This is a genomic window from Flavobacterium sp. AC105, assembly GCF_979258495.1.
The window spans coordinates 3822069-3845717 of the sequence record NZ_OZ409860.1; the positions used below are offsets into that span (position 1 = coordinate 3822069).

The 23649-nt window shown below is 33.6% G+C and carries 19 protein-coding genes; 12 read left to right on the forward strand and 7 right to left on the reverse strand.

The window, feature by feature from the left end:
- Positions 1–347: 347 nt before the first annotated feature.
- From ACZ0AH_RS15710 to guaA, 6 genes are all read right to left on the reverse strand, one after another.
- The gene (locus tag ACZ0AH_RS15710; RefSeq protein WP_463476740.1) at positions 348–983 is read right to left on the reverse strand and encodes a carbohydrate-binding family 9-like protein; all 636 of its coding nucleotides are present in this window, start codon (positions 981–983) and stop codon (positions 348–350) included.
- 77 nt (positions 984–1060) lie between these two features.
- The gene (locus ACZ0AH_RS15715; protein ID WP_463476741.1) at positions 1061–2920 is read right to left on the reverse strand and encodes a T9SS type A sorting domain-containing protein; all 1860 of its coding nucleotides are present in this window, start codon (positions 2918–2920) and stop codon (positions 1061–1063) included.
- A gap of 534 nt (positions 2921–3454) precedes the next feature.
- On the reverse strand, positions 3455–3856 hold the full coding sequence (locus tag ACZ0AH_RS15720) for an OsmC family protein (RefSeq protein ID WP_463476742.1): 402 nt from the start codon (positions 3854–3856) through the stop codon (positions 3455–3457).
- Positions 3856–5955 (reverse strand): PBP1 and LysM peptidoglycan-binding domain-containing protein, encoded by a 2100-nt coding sequence (locus ACZ0AH_RS15725; protein ID WP_463476743.1) that lies wholly within the window; start codon positions 5953–5955, stop codon positions 3856–3858. The genes ACZ0AH_RS15720 and ACZ0AH_RS15725 overlap by 1 nt, the downstream gene beginning before the upstream one ends.
- Positions 5956–6050: 95 nt before the next feature.
- On the reverse strand, positions 6051–7967 hold the full coding sequence (locus ACZ0AH_RS15730) for a LysM peptidoglycan-binding domain-containing protein (protein WP_463476744.1): 1917 nt from the start codon (positions 7965–7967) through the stop codon (positions 6051–6053).
- Between the two features lie 61 nt (positions 7968–8028).
- The gene (gene guaA / locus ACZ0AH_RS15735; RefSeq protein WP_412041782.1) at positions 8029–9558 is read right to left on the reverse strand and encodes a glutamine-hydrolyzing GMP synthase; all 1530 of its coding nucleotides are present in this window, start codon (positions 9556–9558) and stop codon (positions 8029–8031) included.
- Positions 9559–9835: 277 nt separating this feature from the next.
- Between guaA and ACZ0AH_RS15740 the strand changes: the two genes are divergently transcribed.
- Positions 9836–10363, forward strand: coding sequence for a hypothetical protein (locus tag ACZ0AH_RS15740; RefSeq protein WP_463476745.1), 528 nt, complete (start codon positions 9836–9838; stop codon positions 10361–10363).
- A gap of 442 nt (positions 10364–10805) precedes the next feature.
- Positions 10806–12542 (forward strand): thiamine pyrophosphate-dependent enzyme, encoded by a 1737-nt coding sequence (locus ACZ0AH_RS15745; protein ID WP_463476746.1) that lies wholly within the window; start codon positions 10806–10808, stop codon positions 12540–12542.
- 84 nt (positions 12543–12626) lie between these two features.
- Here the strand turns inward: ACZ0AH_RS15745 and ACZ0AH_RS15750 are convergent, their stop codons facing one another.
- The gene (locus tag ACZ0AH_RS15750) at positions 12627–13343 is read right to left on the reverse strand and encodes a hypothetical protein (protein ID WP_463476747.1); all 717 of its coding nucleotides are present in this window, start codon (positions 13341–13343) and stop codon (positions 12627–12629) included.
- Positions 13344–13815: 472 nt separating this feature from the next.
- Here ACZ0AH_RS15750 and ACZ0AH_RS15755 point away from each other — a divergent pair, with 472 nt between their 5' ends.
- The 10 genes from ACZ0AH_RS15755 to ACZ0AH_RS15800 all read left to right on the forward strand — a co-directional run bounded on the left by ACZ0AH_RS15755 (position 13816) and on the right by ACZ0AH_RS15800 (position 23645).
- Positions 13816–14943 carry a sialate O-acetylesterase gene (locus ACZ0AH_RS15755; RefSeq protein WP_463476748.1) on the forward strand — a complete coding sequence of 376 codons (1128 nt, stop codon included), beginning with the start codon at positions 13816–13818 and terminating at the stop codon, positions 14941–14943.
- Between the two features lie 221 nt (positions 14944–15164).
- Positions 15165–16046: a sialate O-acetylesterase gene (locus ACZ0AH_RS15760; RefSeq protein WP_463476749.1), complete on the forward strand. Its 882-nt coding sequence runs from the start codon at positions 15165–15167 to the stop codon at positions 16044–16046.
- Positions 16047–16119: 73 nt separating this feature from the next.
- Positions 16120–17043 carry a DnaJ C-terminal domain-containing protein gene (locus ACZ0AH_RS15765; protein WP_463476750.1) on the forward strand — a complete coding sequence of 308 codons (924 nt, stop codon included), beginning with the start codon at positions 16120–16122 and terminating at the stop codon, positions 17041–17043.
- On the forward strand, positions 17036–17341 hold the full coding sequence (locus tag ACZ0AH_RS15770) for a chaperone modulator CbpM (RefSeq protein ID WP_463476751.1): 306 nt from the start codon (positions 17036–17038) through the stop codon (positions 17339–17341). The genes ACZ0AH_RS15765 and ACZ0AH_RS15770 overlap by 8 nt, the downstream gene beginning before the upstream one ends.
- A 153-nt stretch (positions 17342–17494) precedes the next feature.
- A complete protein-coding gene (locus tag ACZ0AH_RS15775) occupies positions 17495–17878 on the forward strand; it encodes a RidA family protein (protein WP_463476752.1) in 384 nt (127 codons plus the stop codon).
- A 172-nt stretch (positions 17879–18050) separates the two neighbouring features.
- A complete protein-coding gene (locus ACZ0AH_RS15780) occupies positions 18051–19310 on the forward strand; it encodes a voltage-gated chloride channel family protein (RefSeq protein WP_463476753.1) in 1260 nt (419 codons plus the stop codon).
- A gap of 374 nt (positions 19311–19684) precedes the next feature.
- Positions 19685–20689 (forward strand): DHH family phosphoesterase, encoded by a 1005-nt coding sequence (locus tag ACZ0AH_RS15785; protein ID WP_463476754.1) that lies wholly within the window; start codon positions 19685–19687, stop codon positions 20687–20689.
- A 6-nt stretch (positions 20690–20695) separates the two neighbouring features.
- Positions 20696–21382, forward strand: coding sequence for a gliding motility-associated peptidyl-prolyl isomerase GldI (gldI, locus tag ACZ0AH_RS15790; protein ID WP_463476755.1), 687 nt, complete (start codon positions 20696–20698; stop codon positions 21380–21382).
- Between the two features lie 15 nt (positions 21383–21397).
- Complete coding sequence (locus tag ACZ0AH_RS15795; protein WP_463476756.1) at positions 21398–22474, forward strand: peptidylprolyl isomerase; 1077 nt, start codon at positions 21398–21400, stop codon at positions 22472–22474.
- Between the two features lie 40 nt (positions 22475–22514).
- Entirely contained in the window at positions 22515–23645 is a 1131-nt protein-coding gene (locus ACZ0AH_RS15800) for a peptidylprolyl isomerase (RefSeq protein ID WP_463476757.1), read from the forward strand.
- Positions 23646–23649: the final 4 nt, after the last annotated feature.

The following is a 23649-nucleotide window of genomic DNA, read 5'->3' on the forward strand; positions in this document are numbered from 1 at the left end:
GAAGAAAATAATTTGCAAAAATTTGTGTAATTTGTGGTAAACTTTTTTTGCACTATCAATTAAGTTACCAGAATCTTAATAGCATATTAAAACAGGAATTAGTATTTTCATTCCTGTTTTTATGCAATATTTTTTCACCACAAATTCCACAAATTTTCGCGAATTATTTTATCTGCTTGATCTGCAAATCTGCGTGAAACTTATTTTTTTTAGCATTACCCGAGATAGCGAACAGGCGAAGCAATCTGCCAAATCTGCGTGAAAAAATTTAAACACATAGCTATTTGAAAAATCCTGATTATATAAACTTCAAATTGAATTTTTAATTTTTAATTCTCAATTTTTAATTATTCCAAAGTCAAAGTTCCAAAAGAACTGGCAATATGAAAATTTGGTGTTTCCGTATTTGGGTTTACCCATGTAATCCAGGTTGGTTCATAGAGATTATTGGACTGTTTTTTATATTTTGCCCTGAAAAGTCCTGCTTCAATGACATTGTCTTTAATTAAATGAAAGTTTTTTAAAGACTGAATGCTAATGGCTATTTCTACAACAAAATGATCTTCTTTGATATTTGATTTTACTATGATATCATTTTCAGGCCAATTCCAGTCAAAGTCAAATTTTTTAGCGGGAGATGCTTTAAAATCCATGATTCTGGATGTTGGATCAATTTCGATGCAATAATAAGGATTCAGGTTTTCATCAGTCCTGAAAAAAATTTCTACCCTGTCAGATTCTCCAATGCTGTCAATAGAGTCATCTTGTGCATCTATGTGCACAATGGCATCATAAACTTTATAGCAAAAAAAGATGTTTTTGCTATCCCATAAAGCTCTAAATTCAATTTTATCGGGATTTACATCATCCCAGGGAGAAACAAAATCAGTTAAAACCGCTGCATTACTCCAAAGCGGATTATCTCCTAAACCATTTATTTGCAAAATGTTTTCTTCGATATGATTTACTGTATAATTTTTCATTCTAAAAAGGTACGGAATTTTAAAAATAAAAAAAAGGAGCAAAAGAGAAAATCTCCATTGCTCCCAAAAAGCTTTTTTTATTTTAGGTATATTTTATTATTTGTTAATTCATTATCAGCATTAATCTGAAGAATAACCAATTGTGATTTTTTCAAATCAGAAACATTAATGGTTGCTGAATTTACTGCATTATATTCTCCTTTTAAAAGTACTCTGCCGTTTAAATCTAACACAGAAACGGTTGCTGTTTTAATCTCTTTTCCAAAATTAACTGTAATTATATCTGAAGCCGGATTAGGAAAAACAGCAAAACCTGGGGCAATTTCTTCAGCAACTTCTGTTGAAGGTGCTTTTTTTGATGTAGAACCTGTCTGTAATTCTGAGCATCCAATATCTATGCGTCCATTTCTCTTGCGAATGTCATCATCAAAATCTAATGTTCCTGAATACGTACTGTTATAAGTTGGATCTCCTTTATCTGCAGCAAAAGCTCCTGTCGCCAGCGTAAAATTAAAAGCTGCAGCATTTGTAAATCCTGGCAATCCTACTACAGAATTTACGTCCTGACCTGTTGCTGTTGCAAATGTCGTCGGATTATAAGATCCTGTTGTTGTACTTCCATTGAAACTTACTCCCGTTAAATCGATGGTAAAATCTGTTGTACCCTCTCTGTAAAACAGATTATAGTTGGATACAAAACTCGAAACCGTATATCCAGAAGAGGCCAAAAGTAATTTTTTGCTATTTGTAGCATATAGAATATTGTTTTTGAAGGTAATTCCCGAACTGTTTTGAAGATGTACTTCACCTCCGTAAATATTAGCAATTGTACTTACTGCCGTACCTGCAATAGTAGTTACGCCATTGATAGTCGCACCGGTTCTATTTTTATAAAAAGTGTTATTAAAAATTTTGGTATTGCCAACGCTTGTGGTGTAACCGCTGCCAATAACACCTCCAAAAATGGCTCCTGTAATGACATTATTGTAAACTGAATTGTTGTTTACAATATGACCAGTAGACTGACCGCCATTTCCTGTTGCCGTATTTTGCTCAGATCCTACAGCAATTCCCACTCCACATCTGTAAACTTCATTTCTTTGCACGGTAACATTTAAAGCACCGTCTACATAAATACCGGCACTATTGGCAACTGCACTCATACAATTAAAAACTTCATTTGATGCAATGACTCCATTTCGTGCCTGATTGTTGCTTATTGCTCCGGTCGAAGTATAATTTCCGGCAGCCACAATACCAATATTCGCAATATTATAAACTGTATTTCCGGAAACCGAAAACCCGTTTACGTTTCCTGTCACCGTTACCGCTTCTCCCCAACCCGTAGCGCAATTGCTTACTTCATTATTATCAATTTTTACATTGGTAATGGCGTAAGTTCCGTTTCCTGCATCTACTTTTATGGCGTTTGCAACAATTCCGCTATTGGCAGGGATTGAAGAAAGATTATTACTAATCCACCCGATGTTTGAGACAACACAATTTTTGATTGTAATGTTGTTGAGATTGGCTGTTGCGCCGGAATTTGCCAGAATCCAAATTCCTTTACTTCCGTTACCAATTTTATTTGATATCGTTAAACCATCAATGGTAACGCTGCTTGTATTTACAATTCCTAATACATAAGTATCTGTACTTGTCCAGCCCGAAGCATTGACAACCACAGCACCCGAACCGCTTTTTTGTATTGTTAATGGTTTTCCAACATAAATGGGCCCCGTTACAGGATACGTTCCTGAAAGCACTAATACAGTTCCTCCAGACGGAGCTGCCTGAACTCCTTTTACAATAGTTTTAAATGGTAAAGCGGCTGTACCTGTACCACTTGTATCATTTCCGGTTGTAGAAACATACGTCTGGGAAAAACCGTGTACAAAGCAAAATAAAATAATAAATGTAATTTTTTTGACTTTCATAATTTTGATATTTTGGATTAATAGTTAAAAAAAATATATAATTAAATATTGCAATATTTCTATATAAAAAAATGAAGCCTGATTGCTGTTTAGATTTCTAAAATCAAATAGTACATTGTTTTTTATTAATGTTAAATTGTTGATTAAAAAACTGTTATTTCAATAAAAAGCAAAACATAAACTGGCTTATTTCTGACTAAAGTAAATAATGTATTTTAAGTGACAATAAAAAAATTAAAAAATATGTGTTCGAACACAAAAAATATGAAAATTTTAATTTTTTATACTATTTTTCCTATAGTAAATTTCATAAATAATCAATTTTACCAAATGTGTTTGAACACATTTAGAAAAAATACTACATATTGAAAATTAAGAAGTTAGCAAGAAAGAAATTTCATAATGGATTATAAGCTAATTTATTACTTTCAAAAACAGTAGAATTAGAGAGTCTGGCTTACGATTTAAACGAATTTCAGGGCATAAAAAAAGGCACTTTAAAAGTGCCTTTTTCGTATTGTATATTTTAAAAAATTACTTCCAGTTAAAAGTAATATTTTTATCAATTTCTGAACTTAAACTCAAAAATACCGGACAAGTCATTGCCGCACGTTCCAGAATTGTTCTGTTTTTTTGATCTTCAACACCTTGCATGTCAAAAACAATTTCGATAGCGCCAATTCGTCTTGGTTCAGCATTCATTATTTTAGTTACTTCGGCTGTGGAACCAACGAAATCTGCATTCAAATCACGCGCTTTGATACCCATGATAGTCATCATGCAGCTTGCTAAAGCATTGGCAACTGTATCTGTTGGAGAAAAAGCCTCTCCTTTTCCGTTATTATCTAGTGGCGCGTCAGAAATGATTTCGCTTCCTGATTGCACATGAATTGATTTTGTTCTTAAATCGCCTAAATAGGTTACTTTTGATGTCATTAATTTGCTACTTTTAAAGTTAAATCGGTGTCGTAATATAAAATGTAAACACCTTTATTAGCGTGTCCGCCGTCTTCTTTTTTATAAAATTGAAATTTATTGTCAACTTGTTCTGTTGTCATTAAATCTGCTGTTTCCTGATATGTTTTTCCCTGAACCAAACGCATCATCGTATCAAAAGTTACATCAAATCCTCTTGTTGCATACGTATTTGGGTTCACTTTGTTTTTCAGTCTGTATTCTTTTTCAAAAATTAAAACAGGCTGTTCGTCACTTTCTCTGGTCACTGACGGATACATTAATTTCAATTTTACTAAATTTTCAAAACTAATTTCATCCGTATCAAGTGTGCTGTTTGGTTCTAAAATTACCAATTGAACCTGACATGTTTTTTGCGAATCCAATAAAGCCTTTATGGTTGTTTTAATCATCGCAGTATTAGCCGTTTCCATTACAACATAATTCATTCGGTTTGGCAATAACAAACTTTTCAGGTTTGCTACATCAAGACCTCCGGTTTCTGATAAAGCAGCAAATACAACTCCTTTTTGATTTTGTTTGATGTAATTAACAACAGATTCTTTTTTCTTATCTACAACTGCTACAATGTTTCCATTTTTAGAACGCATGTAATCGAAAACCGCATTTTTAACCACATCGTTTGATGGAATGGTCTGATATAAATTATCAATTGGATTTGCAGAATCTTTTGATAATGGCGAAATTACAGGAACATTATACAAACGTAATGAGTTTGCTGTGGCTTCGGCATTACTTTGATAAAATGGTCCAACAACAGCATCAGCATCCTGCAATTTATTTATTAAACCCGAAATATTCGAATTACTTTTAGTTTCCTGAGAATCATAAATCGAAACATCTATTGGCAATTTTAAAACTTTTGCCGAATCGATTGCCATCATAGCTCCTGAATAAAAATCAAGCGTCATATTCAAAAACTTATCATTTTTAATTCTGTTGGCAGCACTTGTGGTATCATTTTGCATTTTTGCCAGGTTAAAAGGCAACAATAAAACTACTTTTTTACGTTCTGTCTGACCTCTCTTTTTTGTCAATTCTACTACTTCAGGATTGGCAGAAACAGTTTCAGATTTCACTTTATCAATAATTTGTATACCTCCTGTATTCGTTCTTTCAGCTGGTTTTTCAATTGCCTGTTCTGCAGGTTTTTCAACAGGTTTTGCCTGAGGAATAATTGGAGCCGGGGCTAAATATCCTGCCGGAACTTTTAAAACCATTCCTTCTTTTACGCCTTCAGAAAGTTCCGGGTTTAAAGCCGTCAATTCTTCCTGACTGATATGAAAAGTTCTTCCTAAACTATAAAAAGTTTCTTTTGGCTTCACCTGATATTCCATATAAGAAATTGCTTTTTTAGGACCATCAGTCGGTTTTTTAGTTTCGGCCGGTTTAGCAGCATTTGTAACCGTTTGAGCCGAAGTTTCTGTTTTAGGCGCTGTTCCTTTTATAGTCAAACGATATCCAATAGGTAAATTTGCCACAATTTCCGGATTGCGTTTTTCCAAATCTTCAATTGTAGTATTGTATCGTTTTGCAATTGAATACTTGGTTTCTTTTGCAACAACATCATGATAAATGTATTTTTCCTGTGTAGGTTTAGCTGTTTTATTAACTGCTGAAACCGTTTTTGGAGCTGAACCTTTTGCCGGAATCACCAATTTTTGTCCAATTTGAACACCGTCTTTTTCAAGAAAAGGATTTGCCGCTTTTAAAGCTTCATCAGAAATACTGTATTTTTTTTCGATACTATAAAAAGTTTCTTTTGGCTGAACCTCATGAATAACTTCTTTTGTATTTCCAGTTTGTTTCGCTGCCGCAACTTCTGATTTAGATGCAGCTTTAGAAGCATTTGTCGGAATTAACAAAACCGTGCTAGGTTTTACTCCATTTCGTGCATCCGGATTTAAGGAATAAATATCATAAGGCGTAACCTTAAATTTTACAGCAATTTCGTTAATCGTTTCTCCTTTTGCAACCGTGTATTTCACCACTTTTTCCTGTGAAAAAGCAGAACAGGTAATAAAAAAAACAAGACACAATAATGTTGAATAATATTTCATAGTAGGGTTTAAACAATTTAATTTCTAATTCAAAAAACAAGTTACTAATTTCTGTTCAAAACAAAATTCGAGCCACTAGTTAATTCTTTGCTAATTTATTCTCTCAGATCAATTTCTGCTTTAGCAATAATTATATTTTTATATAACTCATCTTCTTCCTTTTTCTTGCATTGATATAAAACTTCTTCCATATTTTGATACTTATCTGAGTAAACATAGTAAGAAAGACTATTAATATTAAAGAAAAAACTAGCGTTAAAATCGCCTGAATCAATAAGTTTGATAATCAACTGATCTCTTAGAGATGCGTCTGTAAATATACCTAAAACTAAGTAATACCCATTTGAAACTTCTTTAAGATTATCAAAAACTTCAACCTTTATTGTTTTGCCATTTTTAAGCGGGTTTTCCTTTAGTTCACGCTTCATTTCTTCTAGCGAAATTGTTTTTGAAACCTCAGCAGAATTGGCTTTACTTTGATTTTTAACGGCCTCATCCTGATACTTTTTCAATTTTATCAGAGCAACTTTATCATCAAATTTTCTGGCTTCCATACTATAAAAAGAAGCTTTGCTGATATGTCTTTTTACCTCAATTTGTTTCTGTGTATCCAGCGAATCAATTTTAGCAATCAAAAGCTGGTTTTGTGCATCTCCCTGCTCCTGTTCTATTTTATATTGTTTAATATCTTCTAAAAAAAGACGTTTCTGCAATGAAACTGACGGTTTATTTTTCTCGTTTTCGCGGACTTTTTTCTTGTATTCCTGATTTTCCTCAACGGCAATTTTTTCTACTTTGTTCATTAAACCGGCGTATGCTTTTCGGTTTTCAGCCAATTCTTTCTTTAATTGAGATGATAATTCGTTGGTTTTCCCGATGCTTTCATACGATTGTTTTTCTAAACGTTTTGATTCATCGACATTCAAAACGTCCATTCTTTTTAAATCAACTAAATCATTATTCATGGTATTGACTAACGAATCTAATTTTGCCATTAAAATATCCTGTACATTTTTATTGGCTTCCAGAACCAAACGCAGTTTTTCAACCGAGTTTTCTTTAGAACCGTTCATGTCATTCAGATTGACTTTCAAATCATTAATTTTTATAATTTTCTGATTCATTTCTTTCTGTACAACCAATCTGTCTTTCAAATCATCAATTTCTACGGTTTTAGCTTTTCCTTTTTCAACCACAACTTGTTTTTCGGCAAGAGCCAACATTAGTTCTTCGCTTTCGTTTATGGGTTTAATTTCTTTGGTATTAATGGCTAATTTATTCCCAACCACTAATCCGTTTACGATTTCAGGGTTTTGAGATTCTAACTGATCGATTGAAATTTCGTATTTTTTGGCAATCGAAAATTTGGTTTCTTTTGGTTCAACCACATGAAAAATTGTTTCCTGATTAATTACACGAACTCTTCCGTCAAGGGTTTTTCTTTTGTTTGGAATTGAAATCGTCTGACCAATCTGCAATCCGTTTTGAAGAAGATCTTTATTGAGATTTTCCAAATCCTGAACCGAAACATTATATTCCCTCGCAATACTAAATAGCGATTCTTTAGCAACAACCTGATGGGTCACTTTTGAAGAAGCTGTACTTTCTGTTTTGGAAATATTTGCAGTTTTTTGCGGAATACTTAATTCCTGATCAATTTGAAGTCCGTTGGCAAGAACTGGATTTGCATCTTTAAGGGCTTCGACCGTAACTCCGTATTTTTTCGAAATGCTATAAAGCGTTTCTTTCGCAACAACAATATGAGTATTTTGTTGGTTTGAATTTTGTTTTTCTGCAGCGTGAACCGGAATTTTAATAATTTGATTGTCTTTGATTCCGTTTTGAGACTCGGGGTTGAGTTTGTAAATTTCATCAACCGAAACTTTATACTTTTGGGCAATAAAATAAGCGGTTTCTCCTTTTTGAATTTTATGTTCAATAATTGAATCTTGCGCAGTTATTCTGTTAAAAGACAAAATAAAGACAAGAGAAATCGTTAAAAAGTCTCTCATAAATAGTAGGTTTAAAAAATTAAGGCATTACAAATGTAACGCCTTAATTTGAAAAACAATACTATTCCCACTCAATTGTTGCTGGTGGTTTTGAGCTAATATCGTAAACCACACGGTTCACGCCTTTTACTTTATTTATAATGTCATTTGACACTTTCATCAAGAAATCATAAGGTAAATGAACCCAGTCAGCCGTCATACCATCTGTTGATTCTACAGCTCTAAGCGCTACTACTTTTTCGTAAGTACGCTCGTCGCCCATTACACCAACACTGTTTACCGGAAGCAAAATTGCTCCGGCTTGCCAAACTTTGTCGTATAATCCCCAGGATTTTAATCCGTCGATAAAAACAGCGTCAACATCCTGCAAAATCTGAACTTTCTCCGGAGTAATATCTCCTAAAATTCTGATTGATAAACCTGGTCCCGGGAAAGGGTGTCTTCCTAATAATTCAGGATCTATTCCTAAAGTAGCTCCAACTCTTCTTACTTCATCTTTGAAAAGCATTCTAAGTGGTTCTACAATTTTTAATTTCATATAATCCGGCAATCCACCCACATTATGGTGTGATTTAATGGTAGCCGATGGTCCTTTTACAGATACTGATTCGATTACGTCAGGATAAATAGTTCCTTGCGCCAGCCATTTTACGTCTTCGATTAAGTGTGATTCATCATCAAAAACTTCGATAAATACACGCCCAATTGTTTTACGTTTGGTTTCAGGATCACTGATTCCGGCTAATTCGCTTAAGAAACGATCTCCGGCATCTACTCCTTTTACGTTCAATCCCATTCCTTTGTATTGATCTAATACATTTTGGAATTCGTTTTTACGAAGTAAACCGTTATTTACGAAAATACAGTATAAGTTTTTACCAATGGCCTGGTGTAATAAAACTGCCGCTACAGTAGAATCTACTCCGCCTGACAATCCTAAAACTACTTTATCGTTTCCTAATTTCTCTTTTAATTCTCCCACCATTTCTTCTACGAAAGCGTTTGGTGTAAAGTTTTGAGGAACTTCGGCAATATCTACTAAAAAGTTTTTCAGCATTTTTGATCCATCTGTAGAATGGAAAACTTCCGGGTGATATTGAATGGCATAAGTAGTTTCGCCATCAATTTTATAAGCAGCATATTCTACGTCATGCGTGCTTGCTAATTTTACCGCATTTGTTGGCAAAGCCTTGATACTATCGCTATGACTCATCCAAACCTGGCTATTTTCTGAAACTCCGTTAAAGAAAGTTTCACCTTCTTTAATATAAGATAAATTAGCTCTACCATATTCTCTGGTGTTCGAAGCAGCTACTTCACCTCCACTAAAGTGGGCTAAATATTGTGCTCCGTAACAAACTGCCAACATAGGTAGTTTGCCTCGAATTTGAGATAAATCAGGATGTGGAGCGTCTTCTGCACGAACAGAAAATGGGCTTCCTCCTAAAATTACGGCTTTATAAGGTGATAAATCACTAGGAAAGTGATTGTAAGGGAAAATTTCGCAGAATATATTTAATTCGCGAACTCTACGCGCAATAAGCTGTGTATATTGCGATCCGAAATCTAAAATAAGTACGTTGTGTTGCATGCGCAAAAATACTTTTTATATTCGAAATTGAAAAATCGGAACGGTGAAAAAAATATTTTTTTTCACCGTTCCGATTTTTAGGTACTAAGGTTCAGAGTTACAAAGGTTCAAAGGTTTTAAAAATTTGTGATTTTATTACTGCTTTTCTTTATTCTATACTTTTAAAAGTTAGTACCTTCAAAAAAAACTTTGTCCCTTTGAACATTTCTCCCTTTTAACCTCAAAAAGAAAAAACCAACCTTCAAATAAAAACGTATTTTAAGGAAAACCCCATTTTATGAAATCAAAAATAATTGCCCTTTCTCTTTTCTTGTCTTTATTCTTAAATTCTTGTAGTGCTGTTGATGATTTATTGAGCTTTACTATCTCTAACGAAACCTCAATTCAGATAAAAAGTACTGCTCCTATTAACTTACCAACTGAAATTATTACGCCTGACGTAACTACAAATTCATCGGCTGAATTTGCAAACAATAAAACCAAGGCGAGTTTAGTGAAAGATGTAAAACTAAAATCACTGAAACTAACGATTACAAATCCTGCTGACAAAACATTTACGTTTTTAAAATCTATTCATTTGTATATTTCAACAACTGATTCTGACGAAATAGAATTGGCGTATCAGGATAATATAACCGAAACTACTAATATGATTGATTTGGTTTGCACCGATAAAAGACTTGATCAATACATTAAAGCAGATAAATACAAAATCAGAACTCAGGTTACTCTAAAAGAAACACTTACCAAAGATGTAACTGTAAAAGCAGATATGAAGTTTAGAGTTACTGCGAATCCGTTTTAGTCTAAGATGCTGAGACACTAAGATGCTAAGATTCTGAGTTGCTAAGACTCTAAGATTAAAAAAGGTTTAAGAAATAAAGTTTTACACATTATTTTTTAAACCTTTTTGCTTTGAATTTAAAATAAAAAACTTAGCAACTCAGAATCTTAGCATTTTAGTACCTTCTATAAAAAAAACTTAGCAACTCAGAATCTTAACATCTTAGTACCTTCTTTTAAAAAAAAACTTAGCAACTCAGAATCTTAGCATCTTAGTACCTTCTTTTAAAAAAAACTTAGCAACTTAGAACCTTAGTCCCTTAGATTTCCTTAAATTTATAGACACATACCAAAATCGCTTTTACATCCTAACCAAATGTATTTTAAAATGTAATCATTAAAGAAAGTAAACTATCATAACCAATGTTTATACGATCTCAATATTAATTTTAAAAATACAATCGATGAGTAAAATAGTTGCAGAACAATTAGTTGATATGTTGGTAGAAGCTGGGGTAAAACGCGTTTATGCCGTTACCGGTGATAGTTTAAATCATTTTAATGATGCCATTCGCAGAAACGGAAAAATAAAATGGATTCATGTTCGCCATGAAGAAGTTGGTGCCTATGCCGCAGCTGCCGAAGCCGAATTAGATGGTTTTGCGGTCTGCGCCGGAAGCTGCGGCCCGGGACATGTGCATTTAATTAATGGTTTGTATGATGCGCATCGCTCGCATATACCTCTGTTAGCCATTGCATCGACAATTAATACGAGCGAAATGGGAATGGATTATTTTCAGGAAACCAATACGACCAAGCTTTTCGATGATTGCAGTTGTTATAACCAAATGATTATGACGGCTGAACAAGCACCCCGAATTATACAAACGGCCATTCAGCACGCATTGGGCAAAAAAGGTGTTGCCGTAATTGGTTTGCCCGGCGATGTTTCGGAATTAAAAGCGGTTGAAAGCAATATCTCTACCCAATATTTTCATTGTAATCCAGTTATCAGACCTTCTGATTTTGAATTACAACAATTGGCAAAAGCTATAAATGAAAGTACCAAAATAACTTTATTCTGCGGAATTGGAGCAGAAAAGGCACACGATCAGGTGGTGCAATTATCCCAACACATTAAAGCTCCTGTAGGATATTCTTTCCGTGGAAAAATGAGCATTCAGCCTAATAATCCTAACGAAATAGGAATGACGGGTTTACTTGGTCAGCCTTCTGCTTATCATAGTATGCACGAATCACATTTGGTTTTATTGTTAGGAACTGATTTTCCGTATGATAAATTCATGCCTACAGACAATAAAATCATCCAAATCGATACAAGCACAGAACGTTTAGGCCGAAGAGCTAATCTTTATATGGGATTATGTGGTGATGTGGCTGATACTATAGAAGCTTTATTGCCATTATTAGACACCAAAACAGATGATAGCTTTTTACAGGCACAGCTTAAATTCTACGAAAGTGTAAAAGAAAATATGAACATTTATATTGATGATAATGGCGGAGAAGACACGATTCAGCCAGAATATGTGGCTCATATCATTGATAAATTAGCCAATAAAGATGCGATTTTTACGGTAGATACCGGAATGACCTGCGTTTGGGGAGCCCGTTTTATTAAAGCTACCGGCGAACGAAAAATGCTGGGTTCCTTTAATCACGGATCAATGGCAAATGCAATGCCAATGGCAATTGGTGCAGCTCTGGCACATCCTGAAAAACAAGTTATTGCGATGTGTGGCGATGGCGGATTGTCTATGTTATTGGGTGATTTGGCGACTATTCATCAATATAATATTCCTGTCAAAATTATAGTTTTTAATAATCAGGCTTTGGGAATGGTTAAACTTGAAATGGAAGTAAGTGGTTTACCCGATAACGAAACGAATATGGTTAATCCTGACTTTGCTTTAATTGCTCAGGCAATGGGTTTTCAGGGTGTAAATGTTCATAAACCGGAAGAAGTCGAAGCTGCAATTGAAAATGCTTTTCGACATAATGGTCCGGTTTTACTAAATATTTTTACAAATCCGGATGCACTCGCAATGCCACCAAAAGTAGAATGGAAACAAGTTGTTGGTATGGCAAAATCTATGACAAAATTAATGCTTGGCGGTAAAATGGAAGAAGTTTTAGATACAGTTAAATCTAATTATAAACATTTGAAAGAAGGTTTATAAAAAGGTTCTGAGATTCTGAGTTGCTAAGGACCTAAGATTTTAAACTTAGCAACTCAGAACCTTAGCAACTTAGTATCTTAAAGATTACTCTTTCGTAACTATTATTGAAGCTTTAAATCCGGCAGCAAGATTGTCCCAATAATCATTGGTTACTAATGCGCCTTTATCGTCGTAAACCTGAATTTCTGCAGTGTTGCCTCCTAATGTTCCAATATTCAGGGCTTCAAAATCTAATTTATTAAAACCATTTACGAGTACTATTTTTACATCTTTAAAATTAGAATCTAAAAATAATTGCTCTTTTATAACCTGATCGTTTGAAGATACTTTTACTAAATCGCCATCGATTGCCCCAAAATCACGGAATTTTACAATAAAATATTGCGACTTGGTTTTAAATTCTCCCAAAGAAATATTTTTCTTGACTAATTGTCCGCGGCCTTCTCTTAAACCTGCATCTTTTAAAGCTCTGTCTACATCTTTTTCCATTTTAGCGACATAACGATCGCCGGGATTGGCAAAATCAGTTTCTGTAGACATTGTAAATTTACTTTTTTCTGCTCCTACCTGAAGTTGTGATTTAGGCATAATGTTCGTCGTGTTATCAAAAACATTTGGTGTGTTGATACTTGGAACATCCAGATTATCTGCCTGAGGATCTTTGACCTCGGGAAGTGGTGTCTTTTTCGGTTTTGCGCTAAACTTTGGCGCAGGAATAGACTTGAATTTTGTACTAAATTCTGTCTGTGCTGATACTGTTACAGCTGTAAAAAGTAATATGAAAAATAAAATGTGCTTCATTGAAAAAGTATTATCGAAATCGGCTTTTATAATTTTATAAAATCTAAAGTATAGCTTCGCAAAAATAACATAATTTAATTAGGCTGTACGACTTTAAGACTTTTATAACAATATATTAGCTTAATTTTTTGAAGCAAAAAACTTGCCAAATTAACTACTACTCCCTTAAAGCCCAAAAATTGATTTTTTTTAAATAAAGAATAACATTTCAACTATTTAATAAACAATAGTTTAACGAAAAACCTTCCATTAAACATTTTGTGCGGTTAAATCCATTTTTATTAACAGACCAATACGTTTAATCATTATTAAGATAAGACTTTTCTTTTCCTTAGAAGAATATTTTAGCAAAAAATAAGAAAAAACCGAAATTAAAGAATTTACCTTTGCAAAAAATATCACACTTTATTTACAAATCTATTTCAGATTTAAATGGTAAATGAGATTTTTAAGACAACTAAATAAAGAATTAATGAAGAAGAAAACTACACTATTATTTTTTACAATCCTGTTAACTGTTTTGGGATTAAGGACAGCTGTTGCACAAACTACAAAAGTTCCAACAGATGCCAATGATGTTTCGTATGATGTAATTTTGGTTGCCGGTCAATCAAATACTCATTATGGCTACCAACTTAACAAAGCCATAGACACTGTAAGTTCTAGAGTATATGCTCTGAACAGATTTGACGGATTAGATTATAGAATTGCGCCTGCAAAACCGGCATTGGATTTCTGGACACGAGCAACTGACAGAGTTGGATTTGTTACTACATTTTCTAATCTTTATGCAAACGATATTTTAAAGAATTCAAAAAGAAGGGTTTTAATTATTCCTTGCGGTTATGCCGGAAGCAGTATATTAAGCTGGACAAAAGGTCAGAACCTATATACAGATGCCATGCAACGGGTAAATTACGTTTTACAAAATGTTCCGGGAAGTAAGTTAGTCGCTATACTTTGGCATCAGGGCGAAGCGAATGTTGGCTGGACCGATTATCAAAAAACACTTGATAAAATGATTGGTGACATGCGATCTGATATTGTTCAAAAAAACATTCAGGAAGTTCCATTTATATTAGGCGGCATGGTTCCGTATTGGGCTAACTATACAGCTGACAGAAAAAAACAACAGCAAATTATTAAAAGCACTCCTGGCAGAGTACAAAATACAGGATATGCTGATTCAGAGTTTCCAAGGGTAATCTCAAAACCAAATAATAATTTTGATGATATTCATTTTGATGCCGCTGGCCAAAGAGAAATGGGATCAAGATATTATAATGAATTTCTGAGAATGACTGTCAAAAATGATGTAACAGCTCAAAAAGTGAGTACATCAAAAATGATTGAACCAACAATTGAAACAGAAAATGTATCAATTTATCCAAATCCTGCAATTGATGATATCACGGTATCTGCAACATCAAAAATTAAAAGTATCGCTATTTATAATCAAAGTCAGCAATTGGAATTTCAAAATCAATATGACGAAAATGTGGCTGTAATATCAGTAAATCGTTTTCAAACAGGAATTCACCTTGTATCAGTAACACTTGAAAATAATGTTGTTGAGCAATTAAAAATTATTAAAAAATAACAAAATGAAATATATAAAACTACTATTATTACTTTTTTGTTTCCAAATATCAACAGCACAAAATAATACAAATTCCGGCTTAGAAAATAATGAAGGATATGATATCATTTTAGTTGCTGGTCAATCGAATACACATTATGGGTATCAGCTTAATAAAGCGATCGATACTGTAAGCACAAGGGTTTATTCTCTTAACAGATTTGACGGACAAGATTACAAAATTGCACCTGGAAAACCAGCATTGGATTTCTGGACAAGAGCAACCAACAGACAGAGTTGGTTTTGTTACTACATTTTCAAACTTATATGTAAATGATGTCCTTAAAAATTCAAAAAGGAAGGTTTTAATTATTCCTTGTGGTTATGCGGCAAGCAGTATTTTATACTGGACAAAAGGTCAGAACTTATATACAGATGCGATGCAAAGGGTAAATTATGTTTTGGATAATTTTCCAGGAAGCAGATTATCGGCTATACTTTGGCATCAGGGTGAAGCGAACGTTGGCTGGGCCGATTATCAAAAAACACTTGATAAAATGATTGCAGATATGCGTAGTGATATTCATCAGCAAGATATTCAGGAAGTTCCGTTTATACTTGGCGGTATGGTTGCGTATTGGGTCAATAATACCGGAAATGCAAGAGCACAGCAGAATATTATAAAAAACACTCCAAACAGAGTATTAAATACAGGTTTTGCTGATTCAGAATTTCCAACGGTGATTTCAAAATCTAACAATAATTTTGATGCCATACATTTTGATGCAGCCGGTCAAAGAGAAATGGGTGCAAGATATTATAACGTATTCAAAAAAATGCAAACTGTTACGTTGGGACTAATGATTAACAGATATCATGAAGTTGAATATCTGGTTGATGCATCAAAATCTATTGCCGTTGATAAAATCGATGTTACTGCGAATAAAACCTTAAAATCGGCTATTGTATACGATAGCAACCAAAATAAAGTACTGACCGTGAGCAATATCACTGGTAATTCATTTTATGTTGATGTTGATAAATTGCCTTTAAGTGAAAAACCATATAAATTGGAAATTATAGATATGTATGATCATATACATGATTACAATTTCTTTCGCTAGATTGGATTTTATATCCTGATTACGCTTTCATAAATCCATTATTTTGTTTAATTTTAGTAAAAATAGCAAAGTAATGGATTTTATTGATTATTATAAAACACTAGAGATCACCAAATCAGCAACTGAAGCTGAGATAAAAAAGGCGTATCGAAAAGCAGCCCGAAAATATCATCCGGATTTGAATCCGAATGATAAAGAAGCTGAGAAAAAATTCAAGGAAATAAATGAAGCAAACGAAGTTTTAAGTAATCCCGAAAATCGTAAAAAATACGATAAATACGGAAAAGACTGGAAACATGCTGATGAATTTGAAAAAGCAGGTTACGATCCTAACCAACAACAATATTCGAGACAACAGCAAGACAGCAATCAGGATTTTTCCGGTTTTGGCGGAGGTGATTTTTCAGGAAGTGATTTTTCTGATTTTTTCAATTCTATGTATGGATCCGCAGGAAGAAGTTCGAGAAGTCAGGCTAAATACAGAGGGCAGGATTTTAATGCCGAGCTGCAATTGGATTTAGCATCAGCTTATACTACGCACAAACAAAATTTAACTGTAAACGGCAAAAATATCCGAATTACAATTCCCGCCGGTGTAGAAAACGGACAGATTATAAAAATTCCAAATCATGGCGCACCTGGTGCAAATGGCGGTCCAAACGGAGATTTATATATTACTTTTTTAATTGATAATAATTCTGATTTTAAACGAGAAGGCAATAATCTTTATTCAGATGTGGAGCTTGATTTGTACACCGCAATTTTAGGTGGAGAAATTTACGTAAATACTTTTGACGGAAAAGTAAAAATTAAAGTTCCTGCAGAAACTCAAACCGGAACTAAAGTTAAGCTAAAAGGAAAAGGTTTTCCGATTTATAAAAAAGAGAACCAATTTGGAGATTTGTACATTACTTATACTTTAAAAACGCCAACAAAATTATCCGCAAAAGAAAAAGAATTGTTCCAGGAATTAGCTAAATTAAGAAATCATGAATAGTAAAAACTTAATCCAGATAAAACAATTTTGTGTGTATCATGAAATTGAAAATACCTTTATAACAGAGCTGAATAATTATGGTTTGGTTGAGATTATTATTCAGGAAAATGATGAATATCTGCATCCGGAACAATTGCCTACAGTCGAAAAAATGATCCGAATGCATTATGATCTTAAAATTAATTTAGAAGGTATTGATGCCATTTATCATTTATTAAATAAGATCGAAGTTTTGCAGCAAAACCTTATCGTTACTAAAAATAAACTACGCCTCTATGAAGGAAATCAAATAGAATAGTACTTTAGAAAATATCACAAAAAAGAATATTTTACAGTTTGATTTCAAAGAATTTTATCTTCTTTTCAGTTGCATATTTTTTAAATTGCAGCGAAATTAACTAACCCGAATTTGTTCTTATACATTCAGAACAAATTCAAAAAAACAAAAAAAATGAAAAGAGAGAATATCTTAACAGGATCACCGTGGGAAGACAAAATGGGCTATTGCCGTGCCGTAAGAATTGGCAATATCATTGAGGTTTCAGGAACTGTAGCGATTGTCGATGGCGAAAAAGTAAAAGCTGACGATGCGTATGCACAAACTTATAATATTCTTGAGCGTGTTGAAAAAGTACTGGAAGATTTAAATGTTGGAATGAAAGATGTTATCAGAACCAGAATTTTTACTACCAATATTGCTACTTTTGAAGACGTTGCAAGAGCACATTCTGCCTTTTTTAAAGATGTAAAACCTACAACCGGTTTTTATGAGATAAGCAAATTGGTTGCACCAGAATATTTAGTTGAAATTGAATTTACTGCTGTTGTGCAATAAATGTTTTTTTGCCATGAATTTCACAAATTAGATAGAATTATTTTTTTGCCGGAGGTTAAAAGATTTAAAAAGATTATTTTTGGTGAACCTTTAAAAAATTTCAATTTTTATCTAGCTTTTTTAATTTGTGAAAATTTGTTAAATTTGTGGCTAATTTTTTTCTAAATAATTAATGACATCTCAAAAACTAAAAGAAATATTCCTGACAACTTTCAAATGGATTCTCATTTGTATTTTGACAGGTATTTTGTCCGGATCTGCATCAGCATTTTTTTTAGTTTCACTGGAATGGGTTACGCAATTTAGAATTCATCACGATTGGATTATCTGGTTTTTACCTTTTGGGGGATTATTGGTTGGTTTGAGTTATTATTATTGGGGAGAATCTGTAACAAAAGGCAATAATTTATTGCTCGAAGAATACGAAAATCCTAAAGAAACAATTCCGTTTAAAATGGCTCCTTTAGTACTTTTAGGAACCTTACTTACACATTTATTTGGAGGGTCTGCAGGCCGTGAAGGCACAGCCGTACAAATGGGCGGCGCAATTGCAGATCAATTTACAAAGATTTTTAAATTAGACAATTCTGAAAGAAAAATTTTAATCATCCTCGGAATCAGTGCTGGTTTTGCTTCTGTTTTTGGAACTCCGCTAACGGGCGCTATTTTTGCTTTAGAGGTTTTATATTTCAGTAAAATCAATCTAAAAAGCATTGTTTTATCTTTTCTGGTCGCTTATACAGCTTATTTTACAGTAGAATTTTGGCAAGTAAAACATACACATTACAGCATTCCTGTTGTTCCTGAAATTAGTATTTCAACATTAGCTTATGTTATTATAATGGGTATTTTATCTGGTTTTGCTGCTTTATTATTTTCAAGAAGTACTCATTTTTGGGGTTCACTTTTTTCCAACATTAAATATCCGCCGTTAAGACCTTTTATTGGCGGAATAGTTTTAGCGATTGCAATTGCAGGTTTTGGGTTCACAAAATTCTCCGGATTAGGCGTTCCTGTGATTGTGGATTCTTTTTCGAATGTAAATCCGTGGTATGATTTTTTACTCAAAATACTATTTACTGGTTTTACTTTAGGAGCCGGATTTAAAGGTGGCGAAGTAACTCCGCTATTTTTTGTAGGAGCCACTTTAGGAAGTGCTTTATCGTTAATTATCCCGTTGCCAATAGCATTTTTGGCCGGTTTAGGATTCGTTGCCGTATTTTCGGGCGCGACCCACACTCCTATCGCCTGCACGATTATGGGAATGGAATTATTTGGAATCCAACCCGGAATTTTCATTGCTATTGCGTGTACTGTTGCTTACTTTTCTTCTGGTTCTGTTGGTATTTATAAATCGCAGATTGTATCGAAAAATAAATTCCAGTTTTTTAAACTCCAAACCCTAAAAGCAAATAGAAATTTCAAAAAATAAAATTCCAAATTCCAAACGCATAAATCATTATTTTCAACGGATTAAAATTAGTTGCTACAAAATAAATTATCTCCCGACTATTGAGCTTCAACTGAATTAAAAAATCCGTTGAAATCCCCGTTTTCGCTTGCAAATCCGTTTTATCTGCGTAACGATTCACAATTCAAATCAACAAATTTTAACCAAACAATCAACGAATTAAAATCCGTTGCTACAAAATAAATCGTTCCTCCGGAACTTTAAAACCCAATTCAAATCATTCAGTAATAAATTTCAAACCCATAATTCATAACTAATAACTTCTAACTTATAAAAGTGTGTTAATCTGTAAAATGATTTCAACATTACATTAAAAAAATGTAAATTCGCACACTATGAAAATACAAGATATTCAAGCGATACAATTATTACTCGCAACTCCAAAGAAAATCGCTATAATACCGCATAGAGGCCCTGATGGTGACGCCATGGGTTCTACATTAGCTTTATACTATTTTTTATTAAAAAATAATCACCATGCAACCGTGATTGCCCCAAATGATTTTCCTGATTTTTTAGCCTGGCTGCCAGGTTCTGAAACCGTGAAAATATTTGAAAAAGACAAAGAAAACTGCACTAAAATATTAGAAGAGGCCGAATTAATTTTTACCCTCGATTTTAATGCTTTTCATCGTACAGGCGAGATGGAACATACTCTTGCTAGATTAACGGCTCCATTTATCATGATCGATCATCATCAAAAACCTGATGATTATGCCGCTTTTATGTATTCTGATACTTCGTTTGGATCTACCTGCGAAATGATTTATAACTTCATTTTATTTTTGGATAAAAAACAAGACATCGATAAAAATATCGCAACTTGTATTTATACCGGAATATTGACTGATTCCGGTTCTTTTCGTTTTCCGGGAACAACAGGAAATACACATAGAATCATCGCAGAATTAATTGATTTAGGCGTAGAAAATACTGAAATTCCGGTTTTGTTATTTGATAACAGTTCTTACAGCCGCCTGCAATTATTGGGTCGTGCTTTACAGAATATGAAAGTTCTTGAAGACCATAAAACTTCTTATACTTCGCTTACTCAGGAAGAACTTGATTCTTTTAATTATGTAAAAGGAGACACGGAAGGAATTGTTAATTATGGCCTAAGTATAAAAGGTATTGTTTTTACTGCTATTTTTATCGAAAATAAAGATGAGAAAATTATAAAAATATCTTTCCGTTCACAAGGAGGATTTGATGTAAATCAGTTTGCCAGAGATTATTTTAATGGTGGAGGCCATAGCAATGCAGCTGGCGGAAGATCAGAAACTTCAATGGAAGAAACCCTGAAAAAATTTGAAGATTTAGTAACAAAACTAAAAATATAACCAAATATGAACTTAAAACTAAGCATTTACACTCTACTTTTTGCTGTTTTATTGGTTAGCTGTAAGCAACACGAAGAAGCGAGAAGACCTATTTCTCAGGCTTCCGGTACTTTTATGAAGAAATCAATTGACAGAAATAAAAAATTAATAGGAAGCGAAGAAGATGTCATTAAAAAAATCATCAAAAGCAGTCCGAAAATAAAATATTACGCGACAAGAAAAGGATATTGGCTGTATTATGACGAAAAAAATTCAACTGATCTTTCAACTCCAAAAAAAGGAGATATTGCCTATTACAATTTAGAAGTAAAAGATATAAATGGCAAAATCATTTATTCTGAAGCAGATCTTGGTCCGCAGACTTATTATGTAGACAAACAGGATATTATGATGGGACTTCGTGATGGTATTAAATTAATGCATAAAAACGAAACCGTAACATTCTTGTTTCCATCGCACATCGCTTACGGATATCACGGAGACAATAAAAAAATAGGAACCAATCAATCCTTAATTTGCACGGTGACGCTTCGTAATTTTGTTCCTGATCCGGCAGCTCCGCAAACGGCAGCTCCCGCAGGACAAACAACTGCAGTTGCGCCAGCAGTAGTGGGCCAAACTCCAAAACCTCTAACACCAAGATCTGCAGCGGTAAAACCAGCAGTTCCAACTAAAAAAGATACAATAAACTAAAAAACCATTTTAAAAATGAAAAAAAGTGTTTTATTATTACTATTAGCCGTTACCTCATTTTATTCTTGTAAAGATGAACACAGCAATTTGCCTGATGGTCTGTATGCGGATATTGAAACCAACAAAGGACATATTATTGTTGAATTAGACTATAAAAAAGCACCTATTACTGCTGCTAATTTTGTAACGCTTGCTGAAGGTAAAAATGAATTTGTAACTAAAGATTACTTAAAAAAGAAACCTTTTTATGACGGATTAAAATTTCACAGAGTTATTGAAGATTTCATGATTCAAACCGGAGATCCGGAAGGAACTGGTTCTGGAGATACAGGATATAAATTTAAAGATGAAATTACGGATTTAAAATTTGACAAAGCAGGTGTTCTGGCAATGGCAAATAATGGTCCCGGAACAAACAGCAGCCAATTTTTTATTACACATGTTGAAACGCCATGGCTAAACGGAAAACATACCATTTTTGGTCACGTAGTCGAAAAAGGACAAGAAGTAGTAAATCAGGTAAAACAAGGCGATACTATTGTTTCTGTAACGATTATTAGAAATGGTGAAGCTGCTAAAAAGTTTGATGCCGTAAAAGTATTTCACGATTATTTTTCAGAAATAGCAAAAGAACAAAGCAAATACGCAGGAATTCAGAAAGAAAAAGCAGCTGCTCTTGCCGCTTTAAAAGCAAAAGCAACAAAAACCAATAGTGGCTTACAATTTGTAATCACTGAAAAAGGTTCTGGTAAAAAACCAGCAACAGGAACTCAGGTTTATATTCATTATTCAGGTTTCTTAGAAGATGGAACTTTATTTGATTCAAGTGTAGAAGAAGTAAATAAAACTTTTGGAAAATACGATGCAGCGAGAGCTGAAGCAAAAGGATATCAGCCAATTCCATTTACTGCAGGAAGCAAACAAGGTCTGATTCCTGGATTTATCGAAGGAATTGAACAGCTTTCATTTGGAGACAAAGCAACAATATTTATTCCGTCTCACCTGGCATATGGAGCAACAGGAGCCGGAGGCGTGATTCCGCCAAATGCTAATATTATTTTCGAAATTCAATTATTAGAAAAACCACAATAGTATATTTATAAAACTAACATAGACTTAAATTCGAAACAAAATGAAGTTTAAATTTCTATTTTTATTTTGCTTGGCGATCGTAAATATTCAAGCACAAACGACAAAAAAACCTGTTGCAAAGCCTAAAGCTGCAACAACAACGAAAACAGCTGCTGCAACAAATCTTAATGAAGGTATTTTTGCAACTATTGCAACAACAAAAGGCAATATTGTTTTATCATTAGAATATGTAAAAGCTCCTGTAACAGTTGCAAACTTTATTACTTTGGCAGAAGGTAAAAATCCTTATGTAAAAGTGGAAAAACTTAAAGGAAAACCTTTTTATGACGGATTAAAATTTCACAGAGTTATTAATGATTTTATGATTCAGGGTGGAGATCCGCAAGGAAACGGTTCCGGAGATCCCGGATATTCATTTAAAGATGAATTTGTTCCTGAATTAAAATTTGATAAAGGCGGAGTTCTGGCAATGGCCAATTCAGGACCTGCAACAAACGGAAGCCAATTTTTCATCACACATAAAGATACACAATGGCTTAACGGAAAACATACCATTTTTGGTCATGTAGTTTCAGGAATGAGCGTTGTTAATAAAATTGTTCAGGATGATATTATCACAAAAATCACCATTACACGCAAAGGTGCTGCTGCCAAAAAGTTTGATGCTGTAAAAGTTTTTACTGATGATGTTAAAAAACAAGAATCTAAAAAAGCAGAAAGTCAAAAAGTAGCAACTGATAAAGCAGCTTATTTTGCAACTGCAAAACCTAATGCTGTAACAACTGCGTCTGGTTTAAAATATGTGGTAACTCAAAAAGGAAATGGTGTAAAACCAGCTGAAGGATCTACTATTTATTTTCATTATGCAGGATATTTTGAAGACGGAAATCTTTTTGACAGCAGCAAAGCCGAAGTTGCAAAAGCATATGGTAAATATGATGCAAACAGAGATGCTCAAAAAGGATATCAGGCTTTTCCTTTTACAGCAGGAAAAAAAGACGGCATGATTCCTGGTTTTATCGAAGCTTTGGATATTTTAACTGATGGAGAAAAAGCAATTTTCTATCTTCCTGCTAATTTAGCCTATGGTGAAAAAGGTGCCGGAGGCGTTATTCCGCCAAATGCAACTTTGATTTTTGAAATCGAAATGTATCAAAATCAACCCAAATAATTCT

Bases quoted from the DNA above. Each gene is read 5' to 3' on its own strand.
- ACZ0AH_RS15740 (WP_463476745.1), top strand. From the start codon at position 9,836: ATGAAATCAAAAATAATTGCCCTTTCTCTTTTCTTGTCTTTATTCTTA.
- ACZ0AH_RS15710 (WP_463476740.1), bottom strand. From the start codon at position 983: ATGAAAAATTATACAGTAAATCATATCGAAGAAAACATTTTGCAAATA.
- ACZ0AH_RS15780 (WP_463476753.1), top strand. From the start codon at position 18,051: ATGACATCTCAAAAACTAAAAGAAATATTCCTGACAACTTTCAAATGG.
- ACZ0AH_RS15725 (WP_463476743.1), bottom strand. From the start codon at position 5,955: ATGAAATATTATTCAACATTATTGTGTCTTGTTTTTTTTATTACCTGT.
- ACZ0AH_RS15765 (WP_463476750.1), top strand. From the start codon at position 16,120: ATGGATTTTATTGATTATTATAAAACACTAGAGATCACCAAATCAGCA.
- ACZ0AH_RS15720 (WP_463476742.1), bottom strand. From the start codon at position 3,856: ATGACATCAAAAGTAACCTATTTAGGCGATTTAAGAACAAAATCAATT.
- ACZ0AH_RS15795 (WP_463476756.1), top strand. From the start codon at position 21,398: ATGAAAAAAAGTGTTTTATTATTACTATTAGCCGTTACCTCATTTTAT.
- ACZ0AH_RS15770 (WP_463476751.1), top strand. From the start codon at position 17,036: ATGAATAGTAAAAACTTAATCCAGATAAAACAATTTTGTGTGTATCAT.
- ACZ0AH_RS15730 (WP_463476744.1), bottom strand. From the start codon at position 7,967: ATGAGAGACTTTTTAACGATTTCTCTTGTCTTTATTTTGTCTTTTAAC.
- ACZ0AH_RS15750 (WP_463476747.1), bottom strand. From the start codon at position 13,343: ATGAAGCACATTTTATTTTTCATATTACTTTTTACAGCTGTAACAGTA.
- ACZ0AH_RS15715 (WP_463476741.1), bottom strand. From the start codon at position 2,920: ATGAAAGTCAAAAAAATTACATTTATTATTTTATTTTGCTTTGTACAC.
- ACZ0AH_RS15745 (WP_463476746.1), top strand. From the start codon at position 10,806: ATGAGTAAAATAGTTGCAGAACAATTAGTTGATATGTTGGTAGAAGCT.
- gldI (WP_463476755.1), top strand. From the start codon at position 20,696: ATGAACTTAAAACTAAGCATTTACACTCTACTTTTTGCTGTTTTATTG.
- guaA (WP_412041782.1), bottom strand. From the start codon at position 9,558: ATGCAACACAACGTACTTATTTTAGATTTCGGATCGCAATATACACAG.
- ACZ0AH_RS15755 (WP_463476748.1), top strand. From the start codon at position 13,816: ATGAAGAAGAAAACTACACTATTATTTTTTACAATCCTGTTAACTGTT.
- ACZ0AH_RS15800 (WP_463476757.1), top strand. From the start codon at position 22,515: ATGAAGTTTAAATTTCTATTTTTATTTTGCTTGGCGATCGTAAATATT.
- ACZ0AH_RS15775 (WP_463476752.1), top strand. From the start codon at position 17,495: ATGAAAAGAGAGAATATCTTAACAGGATCACCGTGGGAAGACAAAATG.
- ACZ0AH_RS15785 (WP_463476754.1), top strand. From the start codon at position 19,685: ATGAAAATACAAGATATTCAAGCGATACAATTATTACTCGCAACTCCA.